Origin of the sequence: Aeromonas simiae (assembly GCF_014892695.1) — a bacterium.
Lineage (GTDB): Bacteria > Pseudomonadota > Gammaproteobacteria > Enterobacterales > Aeromonadaceae > Aeromonas > Aeromonas simiae.
Map to the genome: position 1 here is coordinate 1,635,521 of NZ_CP040449.1, position 20,683 is coordinate 1,656,203.

General features: G+C 59.5%; 21 protein-coding genes. 12 read left to right on the forward strand and 9 right to left on the reverse strand.

The features are described 5' to 3' along the window. Positions 1 to 190: 190 nt before the first annotated feature. The gene (locus tag FE240_RS07690; protein WP_042047351.1) at positions 191 to 940 is read right to left on the reverse strand and encodes an HAD-IIA family hydrolase; all 750 of its coding nucleotides are present in this window, start codon (positions 938 to 940) and stop codon (positions 191 to 193) included. A gap of 150 nt (positions 941 to 1,090) precedes the next feature. Between FE240_RS07690 and FE240_RS07695 the strand changes: the two genes are divergently transcribed. Next, positions 1,091 to 2,065, forward strand: a complete 975-nt coding sequence (locus tag FE240_RS07695) for an LpxL/LpxP family acyltransferase (RefSeq protein WP_193004038.1) — start codon at positions 1,091 to 1,093, stop codon at positions 2,063 to 2,065. Positions 2,066 to 2,103: 38 nt separating this feature from the next. Here FE240_RS07695 and FE240_RS07700 read toward each other — a convergent pair whose 3' ends face one another. Continuing rightward, positions 2,104 to 2,655: a glycine zipper 2TM domain-containing protein gene (locus FE240_RS07700; RefSeq protein WP_193004039.1), complete on the reverse strand. Its 552-nt coding sequence runs from the start codon at positions 2,653 to 2,655 to the stop codon at positions 2,104 to 2,106. A gap of 159 nt (positions 2,656 to 2,814) precedes the next feature. Between FE240_RS07700 and FE240_RS07705 the strand changes: the two genes are divergently transcribed. Then, positions 2,815 to 3,699 (forward strand): DMT family transporter, encoded by an 885-nt coding sequence (locus FE240_RS07705; protein WP_193004040.1) that lies wholly within the window; start codon positions 2,815 to 2,817, stop codon positions 3,697 to 3,699. A 60-nt stretch (positions 3,700 to 3,759) separates the two neighbouring features. On the opposite strand, the gene cspD is transcribed toward FE240_RS07705, so the two are convergent. Continuing rightward, positions 3,760 to 3,978: a cold shock-like protein CspD gene (cspD, locus tag FE240_RS07710; protein WP_042047347.1), complete on the reverse strand. Its 219-nt coding sequence runs from the start codon at positions 3,976 to 3,978 to the stop codon at positions 3,760 to 3,762. 231 nt (positions 3,979 to 4,209) lie between these two features. On the opposite strand from cspD, the gene clpS reads away from it, so the two are divergent. Next, on the forward strand, positions 4,210 to 4,527 hold the full coding sequence (gene clpS, locus FE240_RS07715; protein ID WP_193004041.1) for an ATP-dependent Clp protease adapter ClpS: 318 nt from the start codon (positions 4,210 to 4,212) through the stop codon (positions 4,525 to 4,527). Positions 4,528 to 4,582: 55 nt separating this feature from the next. Beyond that, positions 4,583 to 6,835, forward strand: coding sequence for an ATP-dependent Clp protease ATP-binding subunit ClpA (clpA, locus tag FE240_RS07720; RefSeq protein ID WP_193004042.1), 2,253 nt, complete (start codon positions 4,583 to 4,585; stop codon positions 6,833 to 6,835). A gap of 65 nt (positions 6,836 to 6,900) precedes the next feature. Here clpA and infA read toward each other — a convergent pair whose 3' ends face one another. The 3 genes from infA to aat all read right to left on the reverse strand — a co-directional run bounded on the left by infA (position 6,901) and on the right by aat (position 8,607). Further along, entirely contained in the window at positions 6,901 to 7,119 is a 219-nt protein-coding gene (gene infA / locus FE240_RS07725) for a translation initiation factor IF-1 (protein ID WP_005300033.1), read from the reverse strand. An 80-nt stretch (positions 7,120 to 7,199) separates the two neighbouring features. Next, positions 7,200 to 7,904, reverse strand: a complete 705-nt coding sequence (locus FE240_RS07730) for an arginyltransferase (RefSeq protein WP_042047342.1) — start codon at positions 7,902 to 7,904, stop codon at positions 7,200 to 7,202. Next, positions 7,897 to 8,607 carry a leucyl/phenylalanyl-tRNA--protein transferase gene (gene aat / locus FE240_RS07735; protein ID WP_193004043.1) on the reverse strand — a complete coding sequence of 237 codons (711 nt, stop codon included), beginning with the start codon at positions 8,605 to 8,607 and terminating at the stop codon, positions 7,897 to 7,899. The genes FE240_RS07730 and aat overlap by 8 nt, the downstream gene beginning before the upstream one ends. 15 nt (positions 8,608 to 8,622) lie before the next feature. On the opposite strand from aat, the gene FE240_RS07740 reads away from it, so the two are divergent. Next, a complete protein-coding gene (locus tag FE240_RS07740) occupies positions 8,623 to 9,093 on the forward strand; it encodes a glycine zipper 2TM domain-containing protein (protein ID WP_193004044.1) in 471 nt (156 codons plus the stop codon). A gap of 1 nt (position 9,094) precedes the next feature. Here the strand turns inward: FE240_RS07740 and FE240_RS07745 are convergent, their stop codons facing one another. The 3 genes from FE240_RS07745 to FE240_RS07755 all read right to left on the reverse strand — a co-directional run bounded on the left by FE240_RS07745 (position 9,095) and on the right by FE240_RS07755 (position 12,196). Beyond that, complete coding sequence (locus FE240_RS07745) at positions 9,095 to 10,363, reverse strand: diguanylate cyclase (protein ID WP_193004490.1); 1,269 nt, start codon at positions 10,361 to 10,363, stop codon at positions 9,095 to 9,097. A gap of 78 nt (positions 10,364 to 10,441) precedes the next feature. After that, positions 10,442 to 11,389 carry a thioredoxin-disulfide reductase gene (gene trxB / locus FE240_RS07750; RefSeq protein ID WP_042047445.1) on the reverse strand — a complete coding sequence of 316 codons (948 nt, stop codon included), beginning with the start codon at positions 11,387 to 11,389 and terminating at the stop codon, positions 10,442 to 10,444. 96 nt (positions 11,390 to 11,485) lie between these two features. Then, positions 11,486 to 12,196, reverse strand: coding sequence for a phosphatase PAP2 family protein (locus tag FE240_RS07755; protein WP_193004045.1), 711 nt, complete (start codon positions 12,194 to 12,196; stop codon positions 11,486 to 11,488). A 136-nt stretch (positions 12,197 to 12,332) separates the two neighbouring features. Here FE240_RS07755 and FE240_RS07760 point away from each other — a divergent pair, with 136 nt between their 5' ends. From FE240_RS07760 to dedD, 7 genes are all read left to right on the forward strand, one after another. Then, entirely contained in the window at positions 12,333 to 13,454 is a 1,122-nt protein-coding gene (locus tag FE240_RS07760) for a 4-phosphoerythronate dehydrogenase (protein ID WP_193004491.1), read from the forward strand. A 56-nt stretch (positions 13,455 to 13,510) separates the two neighbouring features. Then, the gene (locus FE240_RS07765; protein WP_193004046.1) at positions 13,511 to 14,524 is read left to right on the forward strand and encodes an aspartate-semialdehyde dehydrogenase; all 1,014 of its coding nucleotides are present in this window, start codon (positions 13,511 to 13,513) and stop codon (positions 14,522 to 14,524) included. 171 nt (positions 14,525 to 14,695) lie between these two features. Beyond that, positions 14,696 to 16,651: a FimV/HubP family polar landmark protein gene (locus FE240_RS07770; protein WP_193004047.1), complete on the forward strand. Its 1,956-nt coding sequence runs from the start codon at positions 14,696 to 14,698 to the stop codon at positions 16,649 to 16,651. A 105-nt stretch (positions 16,652 to 16,756) separates the two neighbouring features. Next, positions 16,757 to 17,569, forward strand: coding sequence for a tRNA pseudouridine(38-40) synthase TruA (gene truA / locus FE240_RS07775; protein WP_193004048.1), 813 nt, complete (start codon positions 16,757 to 16,759; stop codon positions 17,567 to 17,569). Positions 17,570 to 17,685: 116 nt separating this feature from the next. Next, the gene (accD, locus tag FE240_RS07780) at positions 17,686 to 18,549 is read left to right on the forward strand and encodes an acetyl-CoA carboxylase, carboxyltransferase subunit beta (RefSeq protein ID WP_042047329.1); all 864 of its coding nucleotides are present in this window, start codon (positions 17,686 to 17,688) and stop codon (positions 18,547 to 18,549) included. A 2-nt stretch (positions 18,550 to 18,551) separates the two neighbouring features. After that, positions 18,552 to 19,808 (forward strand): bifunctional tetrahydrofolate synthase/dihydrofolate synthase, encoded by a 1,257-nt coding sequence (folC, locus tag FE240_RS07785; protein WP_193004049.1) that lies wholly within the window; start codon positions 18,552 to 18,554, stop codon positions 19,806 to 19,808. Further along, positions 19,808 to 20,638, forward strand: coding sequence for a cell division protein DedD (gene dedD / locus FE240_RS07790; RefSeq protein ID WP_193004050.1), 831 nt, complete (start codon positions 19,808 to 19,810; stop codon positions 20,636 to 20,638). Before folC ends, dedD begins: the two co-directional genes overlap by 1 nt. The last annotated feature ends 45 nt before the right edge of the window (positions 20,639 to 20,683 follow it).

Consider the following 20,683-nt stretch of genomic DNA (forward strand, 5'->3'; position numbering starts at 1 on the left):
AGCCTTCCTCGTTTGCAAATAGAAAAACCGGACAAAATTCGGCGGGGCGGAAAATGCCCCATAGGGGGAGGCGGAAAGGCGTTGCCGTGGTGGCCGGCGTGATCTCGTTGGCTGAGGGGGCCAGCGGCAAGGGCAGATCAAATAAAGGGGGAGGGATAGCAGCAGAGCCGAGCGGCCCTGCCGCAGCGGATTACACCAGGGTAATGTCTTGTACCGAATCGAAAATGTGGTTGGGGCGGAACGGAACCAGGTCGATATCCTCGACCTTGCTGACCCCTGAGAGCACCAGCACGGTCTCAAGACCGGCCTGAAAACCGGCCAGGATATCGGTGCGCAGGTTGTCGCCGATGATCATGGTGTCATCGGAGTGGGCCTCCATCCGGTTGAGTGCTGCACGGATGATCCAGGCACTTGGCTTGCCGACATAGAAGGGCTTCTTGCCGGTCATCCGCTCGATGGGGGCGCACAGTGCGCCGCAGGCGGGGTACATCAGTGGGCCATGGGTATCGGGGTTGGTGGCGATGAAACGGGCCCCTTGAGAGACAAACTTGGCGCCGAGCTGCATCATGCTCCAGTTGTAGTTACGGGTCTCACCGACGACCACGAAGTCGGGATCGATGTCGGTAATGGTGAAGCCGGCCTTGTAGAGTTCATGGGTGAGCGCCCCTTCGCCGATCACATAGGCTTTCTTGCCCTCCTGGCGCTTGAGAAAGTCGGCGGTGCCCATGGCGGAGGTATAGAAGCACTCTTCTGGTACTGAGACGCCGGCTGCGAGGAAACGGTTTTGCAGATCTTTTTGGGTTTGCGCCGGATAGTTGGTCAGAAACAGCAGTTTGGTGCCCTGCTCGAGCAGGCGATGCACGAAGTGATCGGCCCCCGGGATCAGGTCATTGTTGTGCAGGATCACGCCGTCAATGTCACAGATGACGTTTTTCTTCATGAACATTCCTCGTCAGTGTCCCGCTGGGGACGGTGCAGTCTGGCGCCATTATATGCCGCTTTCCGATGAGATGCAGGCGCGCTCGCTTTGAGCTTGAGCCCACAAACCGCTAAAATGTGCCCTTTGTCACTCGGTTATGAAGCTCGAAACATGAGTCAGAACGATCCCATTTTTGATACCTCTTTCCATCGGGGGCTGCTGCATCCCCGTCATTGGGGCGCTTGGTTAGGGGTTGGCCTGTTGCATCTGCTTGGGTATGTGCCGGCGCGTTTGCGCGACCGTCTGGGTGATGTACTGGCGCCACTGCTGGTGCGTTTTTCCAAGAAGCAGTGCTATATCGCTCGTACCAATCTGGAGATCTGCTTTCCCCAGCTCACCCCTGAGGCGCGCGAGGCGCTGCTGCATAAATGCATGCGGGTGGGCATTAAAACCTTTGCCAGTTTTGGTGAGCTGAGTGTGCGTTCTCCCGAGTATCTTGAGCAGCGCACCCTGGTGACAGGATGGGAGCATGTTGAGGCTGCTAAAGAGGCGGGGAAGTCGGTGATCTTTGTGGTGCCACACACCTGGGCCATCGATTTTTGCGGCCGAATCATCGCCAACCGCAAGCCTTTCCCCATGAGCACCATGATGAAGAGTGCCAAGAGTGAAGTGTTCGATCGCTATATCAACATGGAGCGGGGGCGCGGGGGCGGCCATGTGTACGAACGCAGTGCCGGTCTTAAACCCATCATCAAGCATTTGCGGGCCGGTGGCGGCTTCTATTATCTGCCAGATCAGGATCACGGGCGTGAGGCGAGCATCTTCGTTCCCTTCTTTGGGATGGATAAAGCGACCTTGCCGGCACTGCCCCGATTGTGCAAGTTGACCGGTGCCGTACCCTTGATGATGCTGGCCATCTATAACGAGGATCGGCTGCGCTACGAGTTGGTGATCGAGCCGTTGCCCGACCCTTATCCAAGCGGCGACATGACCCACGATACACTGGTGATGAATCAGTCGGTCGAGTCGTTGCTCACCCGTTATCCTGAGCAATACATGTGGTTTTTGAAAATTTTCCACACTCGCCCCGATACGGACGAAGGCTTTTATGAGCACGAAATCCGCAAGATCCGGCGACGGAGTTGACAGGATAAGCCCGGCAAGAGCCGGGCTTTTTATGCGCCTCACCCCGGGTTGGCCAGGGGCTCTTGATCCAATATGAGCCGACCATCGCGCACCGGAATGGTGTTACCCGGCTGGTGTGTCATGCGCACGACCCCCTCCTGACCGGAGAGGCGGTAGGTGACATCATAGCCAAGCGACGCTTCACGCTCCTTTTGCACCGTACGACAACGACGCTCGTTGCTGGTGTAGGTATCGGCGCGCTGCATGTTGCCTTGCACCTGATTGCCGGCATACCCCCCCGCCACGGCGCCCGCCGCCGTGGCCAGCTTCTTGCCGTTGCCTCCGCCAATCTGGTGTCCGAGCACGCCGCCGAGCGTTGCACCTATGATGGTACCGGCGAGTTTGTGCTCATCTTGCACCGGACGACGGTGGGTTACGCTGACCTGCTCGCAGACTTGCTCCGGCATCTTGACGGTACGGGTGACCGGTTTGACGGCCAGCACTTGGGCACTGTCTGGTTGACGTTGGAGCAGATTACCGCTGGCAACGGCAGAGAGCGTCAGGGCGCTGACGACGCCAACTAGCACGCCCCCCAACATGGACTTGTTCATCGTACACTCCTTATGACAATGAGTTGGGGGCATTGTGGGCAGAGGCCACCTGAAGAGATAGGGCAAGGGGCCTCTTATGTGCCAGACTCTGTCCCTGTTCAAATTGTGTCAGTCGAACAACTGTCTTAAGATGGCGACACTTTCTCTTCGGTGGCTCCCATGCCTTCGCTCGCGTTTCTATTTCCCCTCTCTTGTATCGCCATCTGGGCCGGTAACGGCATTGCCGGCAAACTAGCGATGCAGATCATGTCGCCCGCGGCTCTTTCTTGGTCACGCTGGTTGATCGCGGCACTGGTGCTGACCCCTGTGTTGGGGGCTCGAGCATGGCGCCTGCGCCATCGACTGGTGCGCAGTGGTCACAAGCTGATGGCGTTAGCGCTGCTTGGCATGGTGCTTAACCAGACCCTCGGCTATTGCGCGGCGAAAACCCTGGGCGCCACGGAAATTGGGCTGATGATGGGACTGACCCCGCTCATGACGGTACTGCTGAGCTCACTGCTGCTGCGTGAGCCGCCAACCTGGGGGGCGCTGCTCGGGGGCGTACTGTCGCTGTGCGGGCTGGCGGTGTTGCTGGGACAGGGCGATCCCTTGAGTGTGCTGCGCCATGGCATTGCCATCGGTGACATTTATATGCTGCTCTCTGCGTTCACTTACGCGCTTTATAGCGTGCTGCTGCGGCGCTGGACGCTGGGGCTCGACAGTTGGATGATGCTCTATGGTCAGGTGTTGTGCAGCCTGCTGCTGCTGACCCCCTACTTTTTTCTGGTCGATGGCACCTTACCTGACCGGCAGGCGCTCTGGCTGATCCTGTATGCCGGGATCCCGACCTCGGCGCTCTCCCCTTGGCTCTGGATGCAGGGTATTGCCTTACTGGGGGCTAATCGCACAGCTATCTATCTGAATCTGCTGCCGCTGATGACGGCCTCGCTTGCCGTCTGGCTGCTTGGGGAGCAATTGACCATGGCCCACCTTCTGGGAGGCATCTTGACCCTGAGCGGGGTCGTCATGGCGCAGTGCATCCTGCGGCCGATGCATAGGCCCTAAAACAACACCGCCTCCCGAAGGGGAGGCGGTGCAAGAACTGGGACCGTGCTGCTCTTATCGTTAGATGTTTTGTGCTTCTGTCGGCACAATAACCGATGCATGATTGCCCTTGGGGCCTTTTTGCAGTTCATACTGTACCGCTTGGCCAGCTTTGAGCGTCTTGTATCCCTCCATCTGGATGGTCGAGTAGTGAGCAAAAATATCTTCACCCCCCTCTTCTGGACAGATAAATCCAAACCCCTTAGCGTTGTTGAACCACTTGACTGTTCCGGTTGCCATACATCTACATCCTTTTATTGATTACCCTAAAGTCGTTGAGTAACCTGCGCCCGCCCATTATAAATTGAAAAGGTATCCTGCCTCGGCCGCGGGGCAGATTAGCAAGTAACCAATTTAGTCTAAGAACTCGACGAGTCAAGAAGTTGTTAACAGCATCGTGTGACGCCGTTAACAAAAGCGGTTGACAACCCGCTCGTGGCGGGTAGTAATCTAAAGGTATCCATAGAAGGTATGGCAAAACAAAAAGAACTCTTTGTAAATGAAGAGGTTGTTGCTGACGCAAAAGTCGATCTGCAGCCCCCTCCCATGTACAAGGTGGTGTTGAACAACGACGACTATACCCCGATGGACTTTGTAGTCGAAGTGCTACAACGGTTCTTCGCCATGGATCTGGACAAGGCGACTCAGGTGATGCTGAGTGTGCATTATAGCGGCAAGGGGATCTGTGGTGTCTTTACCGCAGAGATTGCTGAAACCAAGGTAGTCCAGGTCAATACCTATGCTCGCAAGAATGAGCATCCACTGCTGTGTACCATGGAAAAGGCATGAGCAATGACAGAAACGCAATGACACCACAATGACGCTGTAGTAAGGGGAGGTGCCTATGTTGAACAAGGATCTGGAAAAGACGCTGAACGAAGCCTTCAAGGTTGCCCGCGACGAGCGTCATGAGTTTATGACCGTTGAGCACCTGCTGCTGGCCCTGCTGGACAACCCCTCTGCCAGTGAAGCGCTCATCTCTTGTGGCGTAGATCTTGAAAAGATGCGCCAGGAGCTCGCGGCCTTCATCCATCAAACGACCCCCATTATTCCCCGTGATGACGAAGATCGTGAAACCCAACCTACCCTTGGCTTTCAGCGAGTCTTGCAGCGCGCTGTGTTCCACGTGCAGTCATCGGGCAATACCGAAGTCAATGGCGCCAATGTATTGGTGGCCATTTTCAGTGAGCAGGAGTCACAGGCGGCCTATTTTCTGAAAAAATCTGAGGTCAGCCGCCTTGATGTGGTCAATTTCCTCTCCCATGGTGCACGCAAGGAGAATAAGCCGGAGCAAGGGGGACAGGCTGGGGAAGGGGAGGATGATGTCTCTTCGGCCCAGATCGAAAGTTTTGCCACGAACCTCAACCAACTGGTGCTGGAGGGGCGCATAGATCCCTTGATTGGCCGGGATCAGGAGCTCAACCGAACCATTCAGGTGCTCTGCCGCCGCCGTAAGAACAATCCCCTGCTGGTTGGTGAGGCTGGGGTCGGCAAGACCGCGATTGCAGAAGGGCTGGCTTACCGGATCGTCAAGGGGGAGGTCCCCGAGGTGATCGCAGGCAGTACCATCTACTCGCTCGACATGGGGTCGCTGCTGGCCGGTACCAAGTATCGCGGTGATTTCGAAAAGCGCCTCAAGGTACTGCTCAAACAGTTGGAGCGTCAGGAGGGGGCCATCCTCTTCATCGATGAGATCCACACCATCATCGGCGCGGGGGCTGCCTCGGGTGGGCAACTTGATGCGGCAAACCTCATCAAGCCGCTGCTCTCCAACGGCATGCTGCGCTGCATCGGTTCAACCACCTACCAGGAGTACTCACAGATCTTCGAAAAGGAGCACGCGCTGGCGCGGCGCTTCCAGAAGATTGACATTGTCGAGCCCAGCGTGGATGACACCACTCGGATCCTGATGGGACTCAAGAGCCGTTATGAGCAGCACCATAACGTGCGTTACACCGCCAAGGCGATGCGGGCGGCGGCTGAGCTGGCGGCGAAATACATCAATGATCGTCACCTGCCAGACAAAGCCATCGATGTCATCGATGAAGCCGGTGCCAGCCAGCGGATGCAGCCGGTGAGCCGGCGCAAGAAGGTGATCAATGTGCCCGAGATCGAGGCCATCGTGGCCAAGATTGCACGTATCCCGGAGAAGTCGGTGTCAGCTTCCGATAAGGAGATCCTGAAAAATCTCGAGCGCAACCTGAAAATGGTGGTGTTTGGGCAAGACCGCGCCATTACGGTGTTGACGGATGCGATCCGGTTGGCTCGCTCCGGTCTTGGTAACGAGCGCCGTCCGGTGGGCTGTTTCCTGTTTGCCGGCCCCACAGGGGTGGGCAAGACGGAGGTCACCCAACAACTGGGCAAAGCGCTTGGGGTTGAGCTGCTGCGCTTTGACATGTCCGAGTACATGGAGCGCCACACTGTCTCACGGCTCATCGGCGCCCCTCCCGGTTATGTTGGTTTTGAGCAGGGCGGGTTGCTAACCGATGCGGTGATTAAACATCCCCACTCGGTGGTGCTGCTCGATGAGATTGAAAAGGCCCACCCCGATGTTTTCAACCTGTTGTTACAGGTGATGGACAACGGGACTCTGACCGACAATAACGGCAGAAAAGCCGATTTTCGTAACGTGATCCTGGTGATGACCACCAACGCCGGGGTGCAGGAGACGCAGCGCAAGTCGATAGGTTTCCAGCAACAGGACATGAGCCACGATGCGATGTCGGTGATCAACAAGACATTCACGCCGGAGTTCCGTAACCGCCTCGATCACATCATTTGGTTTAACCACCTCGATATGGAGGTGATTAATCAGGTGGTCGATAAGTTCATCGTCGAGTTGCAGGTGCAACTGGATGCCAAGGGGGTATCCCTCGAGATCTCCGAAGCAGCACGGCACTGGTTGGCGGAGAAGGGATATGATCGCGCCATGGGAGCCCGCCCGATGGGCAGGGTCATTCAGGAGCAGCTCAAGAAGCCGCTGGCCAATGAGATCCTGTTTGGCTCACTGGTGGATGGGGGTTGTGTCAGGGTTGATCTGGGCAAGGAAGGTTTAACCTTCGATTTCCAGGTGACAGGTGCGGTACTACAGCCTTGATCTTCTAAGGGCAGGACAACAAAAACCCCAACCATCAGGTTGGGGTTTTTGTTTGAATTCCTGGCTTAGCGAGAGCGGAAAACGATGCGTCCCTTGGAGAGATCGTACGGGGTCAGGGCAACGGTGACTTTGTCACCGGTCAGGATGCGGATGTAGTTCTTGCGCATCTTACCGGAAATATGGGCGATCACGACGTGACCATTCTCAAGTTCCACCCGGAACATGGTATTGGGCAGAGTCTCCAGAATGGTGCCTTGCATCTCAATACTGTCTTCTTTAGCCATTGAATCCTCTTGATAAGCCACAACAAAAAACGGCGAGATCATGCCGGATTTAAGGCTATGTGTAAAGTTTACTCGCAAAGTCAGGTCACTTTTTTCCATTCCTTGTCTATTAACAGCTCATGAGGGTGGTATTCACGCTTGTAGCTCATCTTGCGGCACCCTTCGACCAGATAGCCAAGGTAGACCCAGTTTCGTCCGCTGTGGCGCGCCAGCTCCAGTTGTTTCATGATGGCAAAGACCCCCAGAGAGCGACCGGCTTCGTCAGGATCGAAGAAGGTGTACATGGCACTCAGTGAGTGGGGCATCAGGTCGGTAACGGCTACAGCGAGCAGACGTTCGCCAAGGCGCAGCTCCAGATAGCGTGGCGGCATCCAGTGGCAGTGAAGAAAACCGTGATACTGGCTGCGACTCGGGGGATACATGGAGCCATCGGCATGCCGCTCGCGGATGTAGCGTTCATAGAGAGCGTAATACTCCGGTTTATCCTCACTACTCAGGATCACCTCAAGATCCCCGTTCTGTTGCCAGATCCTTCGTTGCCGGCGGGTAGGGATAAAATCGTCACTGTGAATGCGCAGTGACTGACAAGCGGAGCAGGCAGGGCAGTGGGGGCGATAGATGTCGCCGCCACTGCGGCGAAAGCCGGCACTGAGTAGGCGTTCATAGCCGCTGGGGGTGAGCAGGGAGTGATCCATCAGCACCAGCAGCTGTTCGCGCCGCTCTCCCAAGTAGCTACAGGCATGCTGAGGGGTTAGGCCTACTTTGAGGATCACTTCTTCAGTCATACCACACCTCTCTGGTCTGCCAGCATCCGGGGGAAAGAGGGCGCTGGGTCAGTGAGCGCAACCGCTCGAGAAATTGCGATCTTGGCCACTCTTCGACCCCCATGCTTGCAAGAAATGGATTCTGCATCTGAGTATCGATGAGTTCGCCGCCGAAGGTGGTCAAATGGCGGCACAATGCCAGCATGGCCAGCTTGGCGCCGTTGTCGATGAGGCTAAACATGGACTCGCCGCAGAACACCTGACCCAGGGAGAGGCCATAGAGACCGGCTACCATCCGCTCTTGCTGCCAAATCTCGACGCTGTGTGCGTGCCCAAGACGATGCAGCATTTGGTAGGCAGCCATCATCTCCTGGCTGATCCAGGTGGAATCGGCAGTCCGGCGTGGCGCTGCACACCCCTCGATCACCCTATTGAAGTCACGGTTGATCCAAATGTGGAATTCACCGCGGCGCCACAACTTGCGTAGGCTCCGACCTACATGCAGGCGCGCCGGCTCGAGCACGCCGCGTGGATCGGGCGACCACCAGAGAATGGGGCGATGGGGCTCATACCAAGGAAAGATGCCGCTGTGGTAAGCTGACAGCAATCGGGCAGGGGAGAGATCCCCGCCGATGGCTAACAGGCCGTTTGGTTCATCCAGCGCCAGCTCGGGCTCGGGAAATCGGGTCGGATTGGCATCCAGTTGGGTGAGATACATCGACATCCAAGAGGTACCGCGTTGAAGAGTCTTCTATTGATACTATCCAGCCTGCTCTGCTTTGTCACCGTACCCGTCGCTGCCGGTGTTTACGAGCGTAATACGGCTCGCCCGGTCAACCAGGTGGTGTTTGGGACGGTGGAGAGCGTACGCAATATCACCCAGCGCCAGGTACTCGAGTCTGAACACTCGGGGTGGAAGACCTTGGGGGGAGCCCTGTTAGGCGGCCTGCTTGGCAACCAGTTCGGCGGTGGCCATGGGCGTGAAATTGCGACGGCTGTCGGCGCGCTGGCGGGGGCCGGTGCGGCCCAGTATTACCAGTCGCAGGGTGAGACGGTGGAGTACAAGTTGGTTGAGCTGCTCATCCGTGGTGAGGATGGCAAGCTCATCAACGTGATTCAGGATTACGATCCGGCCATGGTGTTTGCGAGTGGAGATAAGGCCAGGATCCTCTATTTTGACGATGGCGTGCGTGTCGACCGCACCTATTAGGTTAGGCTGCGCCCGCAACGGCCGCAGCTTCTAGCTCATGGGTCATGATTTTGTCACGCCCGGTGGTCTTGGCGATGTAGAGCAAACGGTCGGCTTCACACAATGCTTCGCTCAACCCCATATTATCCACGCTAAGTACCCCATAACTGGCTTTTACAAAGAGTGGGGTATCTTTGGATAACGGGAGATCTCGCATGTGCAGTCGAAACTCCTCGATACGGTTTGATAGGGCACATCCGGTGAAGCGAGGCAGCATGAGTGCAAACTCTTCACCACCGAAACGGGCCAGCAATGCATCAGGGAAAAACTTCTTGAGCTGTTGACTGAGATGGCGAAGCACCTGATCGCCCACATCATGACCCCAAGTGTCATTAATCTGTTTGAAGTGATCGACATCAATCATGCAAATGCCCATCGGGACATTCTGCTCTTTGAGCTCGTCAAACCATTTCTGGCCTTCACTAAACCAGTAGCGACGGTTATAGAGGGTGGTCAGATGATCCCTGTTGGCAGCATCTTGAATGCGCTCGAAATGCTCGAGCGCCTCCAGGTTATGGCTCACTCTGCACTGCAACTCTTCAGGCTCAAACGGCTGATTCAGAAAGTCGTTCGCCCCTTGTTTAAGATAGCGAGCCGACAGACCGGTCTTGTCTGAGCCTGAGATGCCAATAATGGCCAACTGCTGCTTGTTATAACGCTCTCTCAAGCGACGGACGAGACTAATTCCGTCAATTTTGGGCATATGGTAATCAATCAGCAGCAACCGTATTTGAGGGTGGTCGCGCATCATGACCAATGCCTCTTGGGCGTGACAGGCTTCATGCACGTTCAACAACTGGCGTCGCAGCTGAGTGGCCGTGCGATGACGAGCCGTGACAGAGTCATCAACGACCAATACCTCGATCTGTTGATTGAGATAAAGACGATGCACCAGACCGATGGCGTATTGCAGGGAGTGGCGTGAGTCTTTCATCACGTAGTCCAAGACGCCGGCTTCTAACCAATGCGCTCGCTTCTCTTCGCTGATGTCTGCGGTGAGTATCACGACAGGTAACTTGCGTTCCATCAACACGGTGACGGCTTCACCAGAAGGGGCATCTGGCAGCGTGAGATCGACGAGCGCGACTAAATAATCTTCGCCATTACAGTGACGAGTCTCCCCTAAGGTCTCGAATGCGTCGACTTCCAGTTCTGTTTGCTGGCGCAATGCTTGCGTCAGCATCCGTCGGATAGTCAGACTGTCTTCGACGATAAGGATTTTCTGTTTAATGGCTTTTTTCATATTTCTGGTTTGGATAGCGTCTTGAGCTTGGCAATGAGTGACAGGGATGACTCTCCGACGTGATAGTTAAGAATCGAGGTAACGTTCGGCATCCAGTGCGGCCATACAGCCTGTTCCGGCCGACGTAATCGCCTGGCGGTAGTTGTGGTCAGCCACGTCGCCGGCGGCAAAGACGCCTTCGATGCTGGTCTGGGTGGCGAAGCCATCGAGGCCGCCACGCACCTTGAGATAACCGTTTTGCATCTCAAGCTGACCCTCGAAGATCTGAGTATTCGGCTGGTGGCCGATGGCGATGAAGACCCCCATCAGCGGCAACTCGCTCAGGCTCTGATCCTGGGTACTGCGCAAACGAACACCGGTAACGCCCATGGCGTCGCCCAGCACTTCATCCAGAGTCTGGTGAGTGTGCAGCTCAATCTGGCCAGCCTCGACCTTCTCGTGCAGACGTTTGATCAGGATCTTCTCGGCGCGGAACTCGTCGCGGCGGTGGATGAGGTGCACTTTCTTGGCAATGTTGGCGAGATAAAGCGCCTCTTCCACGGCGGTATTACCGCCGCCGATAACGGCAACCTCTTGATTACGATAGAAAAATCCATCGCAGGTGGCGCAGGCGGAGACGCCACGCCCTTGGAACGACTCCTCGGAGGGAAGCCCCAAGTACTTGGCAGAGGCGCCGGTCGCGATGATCAGTGCATCACAGGTGTATTCACCGCTGTCGCCCTTGAGACGGAAAGGACGCTCGGTGAGGGTGACTTCGTTGATGTGATCAAACTGGATCCGGGTTTCAAAGCGCTCGGCATGGGCCTTCATGCGCTCCATCAGCAGGGGGCCGGTGAGGCCTTCTGGATCACCGGGCCAGTTTTCGACTTCGGTCGTGGTGGTGAGCTGACCACCTTGCTGCATGCCGGTGATGAGCAGCGGGTTGAGATTGGCACGGGCTGCATAGACGGCGGCGGTGTAACCGGCCGGGCCGGAACCCAGAATAATCAATTTACTGTGAGTCGAATCACTCATCTTCATCGGCACTCGAAGTGAAAGGGGGAAGGATTGTAAAAAAATAGGCCGCTTTGGTCAAAGCCAGAAAAGTAAATAGAAGTAACTAGTCACTGTTTAAGGTTGGCTGTGATGTAACCACCAACGGACCGCCAAGAGCGCGGTCAGTGACCCCAAAATGGCGCTGGCCAGCAGATCGGCGACCCAATGCATGCCGAGCATCAGGCGCGAGATCCCCACCGCCAGCGCCCACAGTGGCAGTAGCCAGGCACCGCGGGGGGCCCGTGCTAGCCAGATGAGCCCAAAAAACTGGGCCAAGGTGATGGTGACGATGGTATGGCCGGAGGGAAAGGCGTAATTCACCCCGTGCTGCCAGTGGTTGGCCAGCCAGGCGGGCAGGGCGAGCAGTTGGCTGGCCGCATGGACCTGCTCGGCACGTAGCTCGCAGCTTTGGCGATAAAACTGATCGAGCGCAGGCAGCAGTTGCTGCGCCGAGAGCCAGACCAGATAGGGACGCGGCTCCTGGGTCAGATGTTTGATAAGCGATTTGATGCACCAGTCGGCAAACAGCAGTGCGGCCAAGGCGCCGAGCAGCAGCAGCCACTCGCGGCGACCCAGCCGCAACTTCATATACGTGATCAGCAGCAGCAGGGCGGTGGTGGCGATCAGCCCCGGCAACCCGACCGTGCCTGAGAGTAGATAGGCAATATAGAGGCCGCTTTGTTGCAGATTGCTGTTGAGAAAGGGGGTCCAACCCGAGCAAGCCAGCAGGGCGAGGGGCAGGATCAAGGCTGAGCTGAAGGTGATCACTCGGGCGTTGGTCAGCATGGGGGGCTCCGATAGCGTGAAGCGCGCATTGTGCCTTTCTGAGGTGTTGGGTCAAGGCGAAGGTGCATGAAATCGGCGCCGGCTTTGCGTTAGAATGCGCCCTTCCAAGAGGTCTGGGCCGGAAGAGGTAAGCATGCTGAAAATAGTGGCCGATGAGAACATGCCCCATGTCCGCGAGCTGTTTGGCGAGTTGGGTGAGGTGACGCTGCTGCCGGGGCGCGACATGACCGCCGCTCAGCTTGCGCAGGCAGATGTGCTGCTGGTGCGCTCGGTGACCCGGGTTAACGCCGATCTGCTAGCGCAGGCCAGCCGGTTGCAGTTTGTCGGCACCGCCACCATAGGCACCGATCATGTGGATCAGCCTCTGCTGGCTGCGCGGGGTATCGCGTTTGCCAGCGCCCCTGGCTGCAACCGTATCTCGGTGGGTGACTATGTATTGAGTGCGCTGCTGGTGCTGGCCGAGCGCCATGGCCTGACGCTCGCTGGTATGACGCTGGCCATCGTCGGTGCCGGCAACACAGGGCGAGCCGTGGCCAGCCATGCGAGCGCCTTGGGCATGCAGGTGTGCTATTGCGATCCTCCGCGAGCCAGAGCGGAAGGGGCTGGGTCGTTTATCTCGCTCGAGGAGGCATTGCAGGCCGACGTGGTGAGCTTTCATGTGCCGCTTACCCGTGAGGGCACCGATGCCACTTGGCACCTGCTCAATGCGGCGCGAATTGCGGCGCTGCGGGCGAACCAGTTTCTCATCAATGCCTCGCGTGGTGAGGTGTGGGACAATCAGGCCCTGCTCGAGCGTCAGCGCGGCGCTGCCCCGCTCTCGCTGGTCATGGATGTGTGGGAGCATGAGCCCGACATTCTCACCGAGCTGGTGCCTCACACCGAGATTGCCACCCCCCATATCGCCGGTTATAGCCTAGAGGGAAAGGCGCGCGGCACCTGGATGCTCTATGAGGCGCTCTGTACCCGGCTGGGTCGCTCGCCGCGCCAGGAGCTGGCCTCTTTACTGCCGGCCCCCGATGTCCTTGCGTTGACCCTGGGTCAGCCGCCGAGCCAAGCGCTTATCGGCCGTCTGGTGCACCTTGTGTATGATGTGCGCCGTGATGATGCCCGTTTTCGCCGCGAGCTGGGACTGCCCGGCAGTTTTGACAGACAGCGCAAATGTTACCTGGAGCGGCGTGAGCTCTCCTCGCTGCGTCTGGAAGGGGCGATGAGTCTGGCCGCCCTGCACGCTTTCGGTTTTTCCCCTGCCAGCTACTGAGATCACGACGGGTGTGCGTGGCACATCCGTTTCATGCATTTAAAGGAGTCATCTTGATGAGTCAACAACTCACCCTGGCCATTGTCGGGGCCACCACCTCTGTCGGCCAATCCGTGCTGGAACTGTTAGAAGAGCGCGATCTTCCCATCGGACGCGTCGTCGCGCTGGGGAGTGCCGACGAAGCCGGAGAGACGGTGCGTGCCATGGGGCGCAATCTGGATGTCGAGGATGTGGCCCACTTTGACTGGGCCGAAGCCCAGTTGGCGCTGTTTTTGTGCTCCGCGCAGGAGAGCCTGCGCTGGGCCGATGCGGCGGCCGAGCAGGGCTGTATCGTGCTAGATACCAGCGGCGCCTTCATCAGCGATGACGAGGTGCCGCTGGTGTACATGGGGGCCAACCCGGATGCGCTCGGCGATTTTCGCCAACGTAACCTGATTGCGCTGGCCTGTGGCGTAACCAGCCAGCTGCTGGCGGTATTACGTCCGCTGCATGCCGAGGTGGGGGTCGCGCGTGCCAACGTGGCCGGCTATCTCGCCGTGGCGGGGGCGGGTGCGGAAGGGGTGAGCGAGCTGGCCGGTCAGACCGCCGCCCTGCTCAACGCCCGTCCGGTCGAGCCGGCCTGTTTCCCCGCCCAGATCGCGTTCAATGTGCTGGGGCAGTGCGGCAGCATGCTCGACAATGGCTATAGCAGCGAGGAGTGGCGGTTGCTGCAAGAGAGCCAGAAGATCCTTGGCAGCGATGTCGCCATCAACCCGACGCTGGCTCGGGTGCCCGTGTTTTACGGGGATGCGCTGGCGCTGCACCTTGAATTGTTGCAACCCCTTGATGCCGAGCAGATCCGTGCCATCTTGCGCGCAGCGCCCGGGGTGGCCGTGTTCGAGGAGGAGGAGGGGGTCCCTTCACCCGTGGTCGATGCCAATGGCCGTGATGAGGTGCTGGTGGCGCGGGTGCGTCAGGACGTTTCACATCCGTTGGGTGCGGATCTGTGGCTGGTGGCCGATAACGTCCGTAGCGGCGTGGCACAAGGAGCCCTGCAGGCGATAGAGGTGCTGCTGCGCGATTATCTGTGAGCTTGCAATGGGGGGGAATCATGACCGAGGTCACCCCGGCTGCATGAAATGTCAGCGAAGGCGTGCCGACAACTGGTCTGTGAACGCCGGCTGAATTATAGTGTTTCGACAAAATACGGGTTAACTATCCAAATTTTTCAATGCGATAGGGCCGTCAAACAAGGAACGAATATGGGACATTCCCGCATAGCATTGGCAACGTTGCTGGTTTTGGGCCTGCTGACTCCTGCCCATGGGGAGCAGCGTGAGCCCTTCTTTGTCGAACTCAAGGGGCCGGATGAGCCGGGGCGCGCCGCCGCTACGCCGGCATCTTCTCAGCCGGCTGCCCAGCCGGCGGCAACCGCCAGGGGGGGGGCTCCGGCCACGACCACTCGCAGCGAGCGTTATGGCCCGGTGCGCCGTAGCGATACCCTGTGGAGCCTAGCCAGCCGTTATCGTCCTAGCAGTCGGGTCAGCGTCTACCAGACCATGGTGGCTATCTACGAGAAGAATCCGCGCAGCTTCGCCGATGGCAACATCAACCATATTCTGGTCGGCTCATCGATCCTGCTCCCCACCGAGCAGGAGGCGCGGCGCATCTCCGAGGCCGAGGCCATCTCGCGTTTTCGCAGTGACAATGCCAGTTGGAAGGGGATCAGTCCCAAGTACCAGGCCAATCGGGAGCTGGGAGAGGTGCGTAACCTGACGGTGCACCCCAAGGTGGCCAGCCAACCCAAGCCGGCCCCCCGCAATGGCGCGGCACCGCTGCCCACTAAGGCGCAGGCCAAGGCCCCCTCCGCGAGCCGTGCTGCGTTGCCGCCTGCTGCTCCGGTCAAGACCGAGGCCGCCCCTTCGGCTGCGCTGGCCAGCACTTCTGCCGCCGTCTCCAGCGCCGTCGCGCTGGTGCCAGCAGTCAGCAGTGCCGTGGTGGCTCCGGCCCCCTTGCCGCCGCAGACGGCGACCGACCTGCCGGGCAACGCCACCGAGATGAAGCTGGCGCTCGATGACACCACCAATCAGCTGGCCCAGGTGAGTGAGACCAATCACCGCCTCAAGCTGAGGGTGGAGTCCCAGATGCAGGAGCTGGAGACCCTCAAGGCGCAACTGGTGGATCAGGCTGCGCTGCAAAAAGAGATCGGTGAGCTCAAGGGCAAGTTGCAGGGGCAGCCCCCAGCCGCCGCACCGGCGTCAACGGAAAAGAACTGGTTGGTGGAGCTGCTTTCATCGCCGCTTAATCTGGCCATGATCATTTTGCTGCCGGTGCTTCTGGTCCTGGCGCTGGTCACCCTCTGGTTGCGTGCCCGTGCTCGCCGCGAGCTGGAGGAGCAGGAGAAGAGCCTGTCGGAGTCGACGACCGCCTTCTTCGATGATCAAGATTCCCATGAGTTTGATGATCTGCTGGCACCCGGAGTGGCGCCTCTGGTGCCGGAGCCGCCGCACAGCGAGTCGGCTGAGCCGGAGCTTTCTGCGCTGCAAGCGCAACCCGATCTGGTGTTCCATGACGAAAGTGAACATGACTCGGCGGTGGGGCTGACACCCAGTCAGGACCCGGATCTGGTGCCCGAGCCGCAGGCGGTCGATGAGCCCGAGTTGTCGCCCTTTACCGCCACCGCCGCGCAGAGTGCGGCGCCGATCTCGTCCGAACTGGCCGAAGAGGTGTTTGATCTCAGCCAGCTCGATGCCGAGCTCGACAAGGTGCTGGCCGAGAGCGAAGCGCCGCAGCAGGCCTTGAGTGATGAGGCCGCTCCCGATGTCAGCCAAGACGATGAGCTGGCGCTCGATTTTGCCGAGGCCTTCCGCGAGTCCGAGGCGGCCCCGTTGCCGGAGCGTGATGTCGCCCAGCAGGAGCAGTATGTGGAGATTGACGCTCTGTTGGCTGACGCCGGTCACGGCGCCAGCTCTGACGAGCCCTATCAGAATGTGTCGCTCGATGTGGGCCTAGATGGCTTCCCCGAAGTGCTGCCAGAGAGCTCCGGCTTTGATGTCGATGCCGATGATGGTGGTGTGGGCGCCAAGCTGGATCTGGCCCGCGCTTATCTCGAGATCGATGACAAGGAGAGCGCGCGCGAGCTGCTGGAAGAGGCGGCGGCGCAGGGCTCCGACAGTCAGCGTGCCGAGGCGGAGAAACTCCTCAAGCGACTGGCCTGATCCCGTTCAGATGCCTGATGTGATGCAGGGCGGCCGGATGGCCGCCCTTCTTTTTACCCCCTGTTTGCGTATAATTCGCCGCGTTTTCATTGTCTCAGGTGTCCCATGCGTATAGCCCTCGGAATCGAATATGACGGCAGCCGCTATTTTGGCTGGCAGCGTCAACGGGAAGTGATCAGCGTACAGGCCGAGCTGGAGCGGGCCCTTGGCAAGATCGCCAATCATCCGGTCGAGATCCAGTGTGCCGGGCGCACCGATGCCGGTGTGCATGCCACCGGTCAGGTGATCCATTTTGACACCGATGCCGCCCGCAAGGAGTCGGCCTGGACCCTCGGGCTCAACTCCAATCTGCCCGGTGACATCGCGGTGCGCTGGTTTAAGGAGGTGCCGGACGATTTCCACGCCCGTTTCAGCGCCACGGCCCGCCGCTATCGCTATGTCATCTACAACCACAACTACCGCCCGGCGATCCTCGGCAGCGGGGTGAGCCACTATCACGACCACCTCGACGCCGAGTTGATGCACGTGGCGGGACAGTGTCTCATCGGTGAGCAGGATTTCAGCTCGTTTCGCGCCATCAGTTGCCAGTCCAATACCCCGTGGCGTAATGTGACGCACTTGTGCGTCAGCCGCTCCGGCCCCTATATCGTGCTCGACATTAAAGCCAACGCCTTCTTGCACCACATGGTGCGCAACATCACCGGCACCCTGCTTGAGGTGGGGAAGGGCGAGAAGCCGGTGGAGTGGGTGGCTGAGGTGCTGGCGGCGCGCGATCGCAATGTGGCGGGCCCCACCGCCAAGGCGGGCGGCCTCTACCTGGTCGATGTCGACTACCCCGATGAATTCGCGCTACCGGGTGTGCCGCTGGGCCCCTTGTGGTTGCCGGACTCGGCCCCGGGTACGACCAGTTTTTTGTAACTGCCCCCGAGAAAGTGTGCTTTAATGGCAGGCCACATATCCCCGCAGCATCGGCAAGTGATTGAATCCTCACGGTGCTGTCGTGTTTTCAAGCAGAAAAAGCATTAAGGAATTCCATGAGCTGGCTTGAGAAGATTCTTCCCAAGAGCAAGATCACCACACCGCGTCGTCACAACATCCCGGAAGGGGTGTGGACCAAGTGCAGTGCTTGCGAGCAGGTGCTTTACCGGGCTGAGCTGGAGCGCAACCTGGAAGTATGTCCCAAGTGTGATCACCACATGCGCATCAGTGCGCGGGATCGCCTGGAGCAGTTCCTCGACGAGGAGGGCCGCGTCGAAGTGGCCGCCGAGCTGGAGCCGCAGGATGTTCTGAAGTTCAAGGACTCCAAACGTTACAAGGAGCGCCTTGCCGCTGCCCAGAAGAGCACCGGCGAGAAAGACGCCCTGGTGGTCATGAAGGGAACCCTCAAGGGGGTGCCCGTGGTGGCATGCGCCTTTGAGTTTGCCTTCATCGGCGGCTCTATGTCCTCCGTGGTCGGCGCCCGCTTCGTGCGTGCCGTCGACGAGTGTCTCAAAGAGGGGCGCGGCCTGATCTGCTTCTCCGCCTCGGGCGGGGCCCGCATGCAGGAGGCGCTGTTCTCCCTGATGCAGATGGCCAAGACCAGTGCGGCGCTCGATCGCCTCTCCAAGGCCGGGTTGCCGTTTATCTCCGTGCTGACGGACCCGACCATGGGGGGCGTCTCTGCCAGCCTCGCCATGCTGGGTGACATCAACGTGGGTGAGCCCAAGGCACTGATCGGTTTTGCCGGTCCGCGCGTCATCGAGCAGACGGTGCGCGAAAAGCTGCCGGAAGGGTTCCAGCGCTCCGAGTTTTTGCTCGAGAAGGGCGCCATCGATCTCATCATCGATCGCCGCGAGATGCGCGATCGTCTGGCGGGCCTGATGGCCAAACTGATGAACACCACTGTCGACGCCGAGTAAGCATGACTTCTTCATCGTTGGATCAAAGCCGGTCGCTGGTCGACTGGCTTTCTTATTTGGAGGCCATCCACCCGGCCAACATCGACATGGGCCTGACCCGTGTCGGCGAGGTGGCCCGTCGGCTCGGGGTCACCACCCTGCCGTGCAAGGTGGTGACCGTGGGGGGCACCAATGGTAAGGGCTCCTCCTGCGCCATGGCTGCCAGCGTGCTGCAAGAGCACGGCTACCGGGTCGGTGTCTACTCCTCACCCCACCTGCTGCGTTTTACCGAGCGGGTGAGGGTCGATGGGGCTGAACTGGCCGAGGCGCTGCACTGTGAGGCCTTCACGGCAGTGGAGGCGGCGCGCGGTGATATCTCGCTCACCTTCTTCGAGTTTGCCACCCTGGCGGCGCTGTGGATCTTCGCCCGTGCCGGCATCGATGTGCTGCTGCTCGAGGTGGGGCTCGGTGGCCGCCTTGATGCCACCAACGTGGTGGAGTCCGACGTGGCGATGATCACCTCGATTGCCCTCGATCACTGCGACTGGCTCGGCGATACCCGCGAGCAGGTGGCGGTGGAGAAGGCCGGGATCTTCCGCGCCGGCAAGCCGGCCATCAGCGGCGAACCCGTGCCGCCGGCCACCATCGCCAGCGAGGCCGAGCGGATTGGGGCTAGATTGCGCCAGGTGGGACGTGATTTTCGCGCTGAGGTGGGGGAGCACGGCTGGGATTACCACGGCATCCACCACTATGCCGACTTGCCCAAGCCGGCCCTGCCGCTGATGAATGCGGTGACCGTGCTGGCGGCGTTGGAATCCCTTGGCCTGCCTCTCGAGGTGTCTGCACTTCGCCGGGGCCTGGCCCAGGCAAGGCTGGCGGGTCGCCTGCAACGGTTGCAGGAGCACCCCACCGTCTATGTGGATGTGGCCCACAACCCCCATTCGGCGGCTTATCTGGCGCAGCGTCTGCGCGAGCTGCCGTGCGCCGGGGTTCGTCGCGCCGTGGTCGGCATGCTCAAAGACAAAGACATGGCCGGCTCGCTGGCTGAACTCAAGGGGTTGATCGGTGAGTGGCACCTGGCCACCCTGGGTGGGCCGCGCGGTGCCAGCGCCGAGCAACTGCTCGGGGCGCTGGGGGAAGCAGGCCTTTGCCATGAGAGCGTGATGCAGGCCTATATGGCGGCGCTCTCTCGTTCCGAGCCCCTTGATATGGTTATCGTTTTTGGCTCGTTTTATACTGTCGCGGACGTATTGGCCGGGCACGAGCAAGAGGAGTCATAGTGGCCTCGCAATTTCAGAATCGTTTGGTGGGCACCGTTATCCTGGTGGCCCTGGTGGTGATCTTCCTGCCGGATCTGCTCGACGGTAACAAGCAGCAGGAGGTCGAAGAGGAGTCTTTTGCCAAGATCCCGCTGCGCCCCGAGCTGGAGCCGGCCAAGCCGGCGCTGCAAGTATCGGGGGCGAGCGAGTTGCAGGCGGCCCATGAGGCCAGCCAGGCGCAGGCCTCGGCTGCCCAGCAGCCGGCTTTCGAGAGCGCTCAGGTCGATGAGCAGGCACACCAGCAGTGGCAGGTTGAACCCATCTCCGGGCCGGTCACGGTGCAGCAGCCCGAGAGCAAAGCCCAACTTGCGGCCAACCATCAGCCGGCCGTGCCGAGCAAGCCACAGACGGTGACCCAGACCAAGCCGGTCGAGAAGAAACCCGATCCCAAGCCCCAGCCCAAACCGGTACAGATCGCAGAAGCCAAGCCCAAGCCGGCCCTGCCGCCCAAGCCAAAGGCGACTGAGACGCCGAAGCGGGCTAGCTCTGGGGATCCGCTGGGGGATCTGATGTCCACGCTGGATAAGCCGAAACCGGCTGCCACGGCGTCACAGGGCTCCTGGATCATCCAGCTGGGGGCGTTCAAAAACGTCGACAGCGTCAATAGCATCGTCGCCAAGCTGCGCGCCGCCGGTTATCCGGCCCACAGCGTGCCGCGCACCCCGCGCCAGGGCGAGCTCAACCGTGTCGTGGTGGGGCCTGATGTGTCGCGCGACAAGTTACAGGGCATGCTGCCGCGCCTTAACCAGCTGACCGCGCTGAGCGGCTCTGTGGTGGCCTATAACCCCTGAGAAAAGGGTCCCCCACCGAATAAAAAATACCGCGCCTTGGCGCGG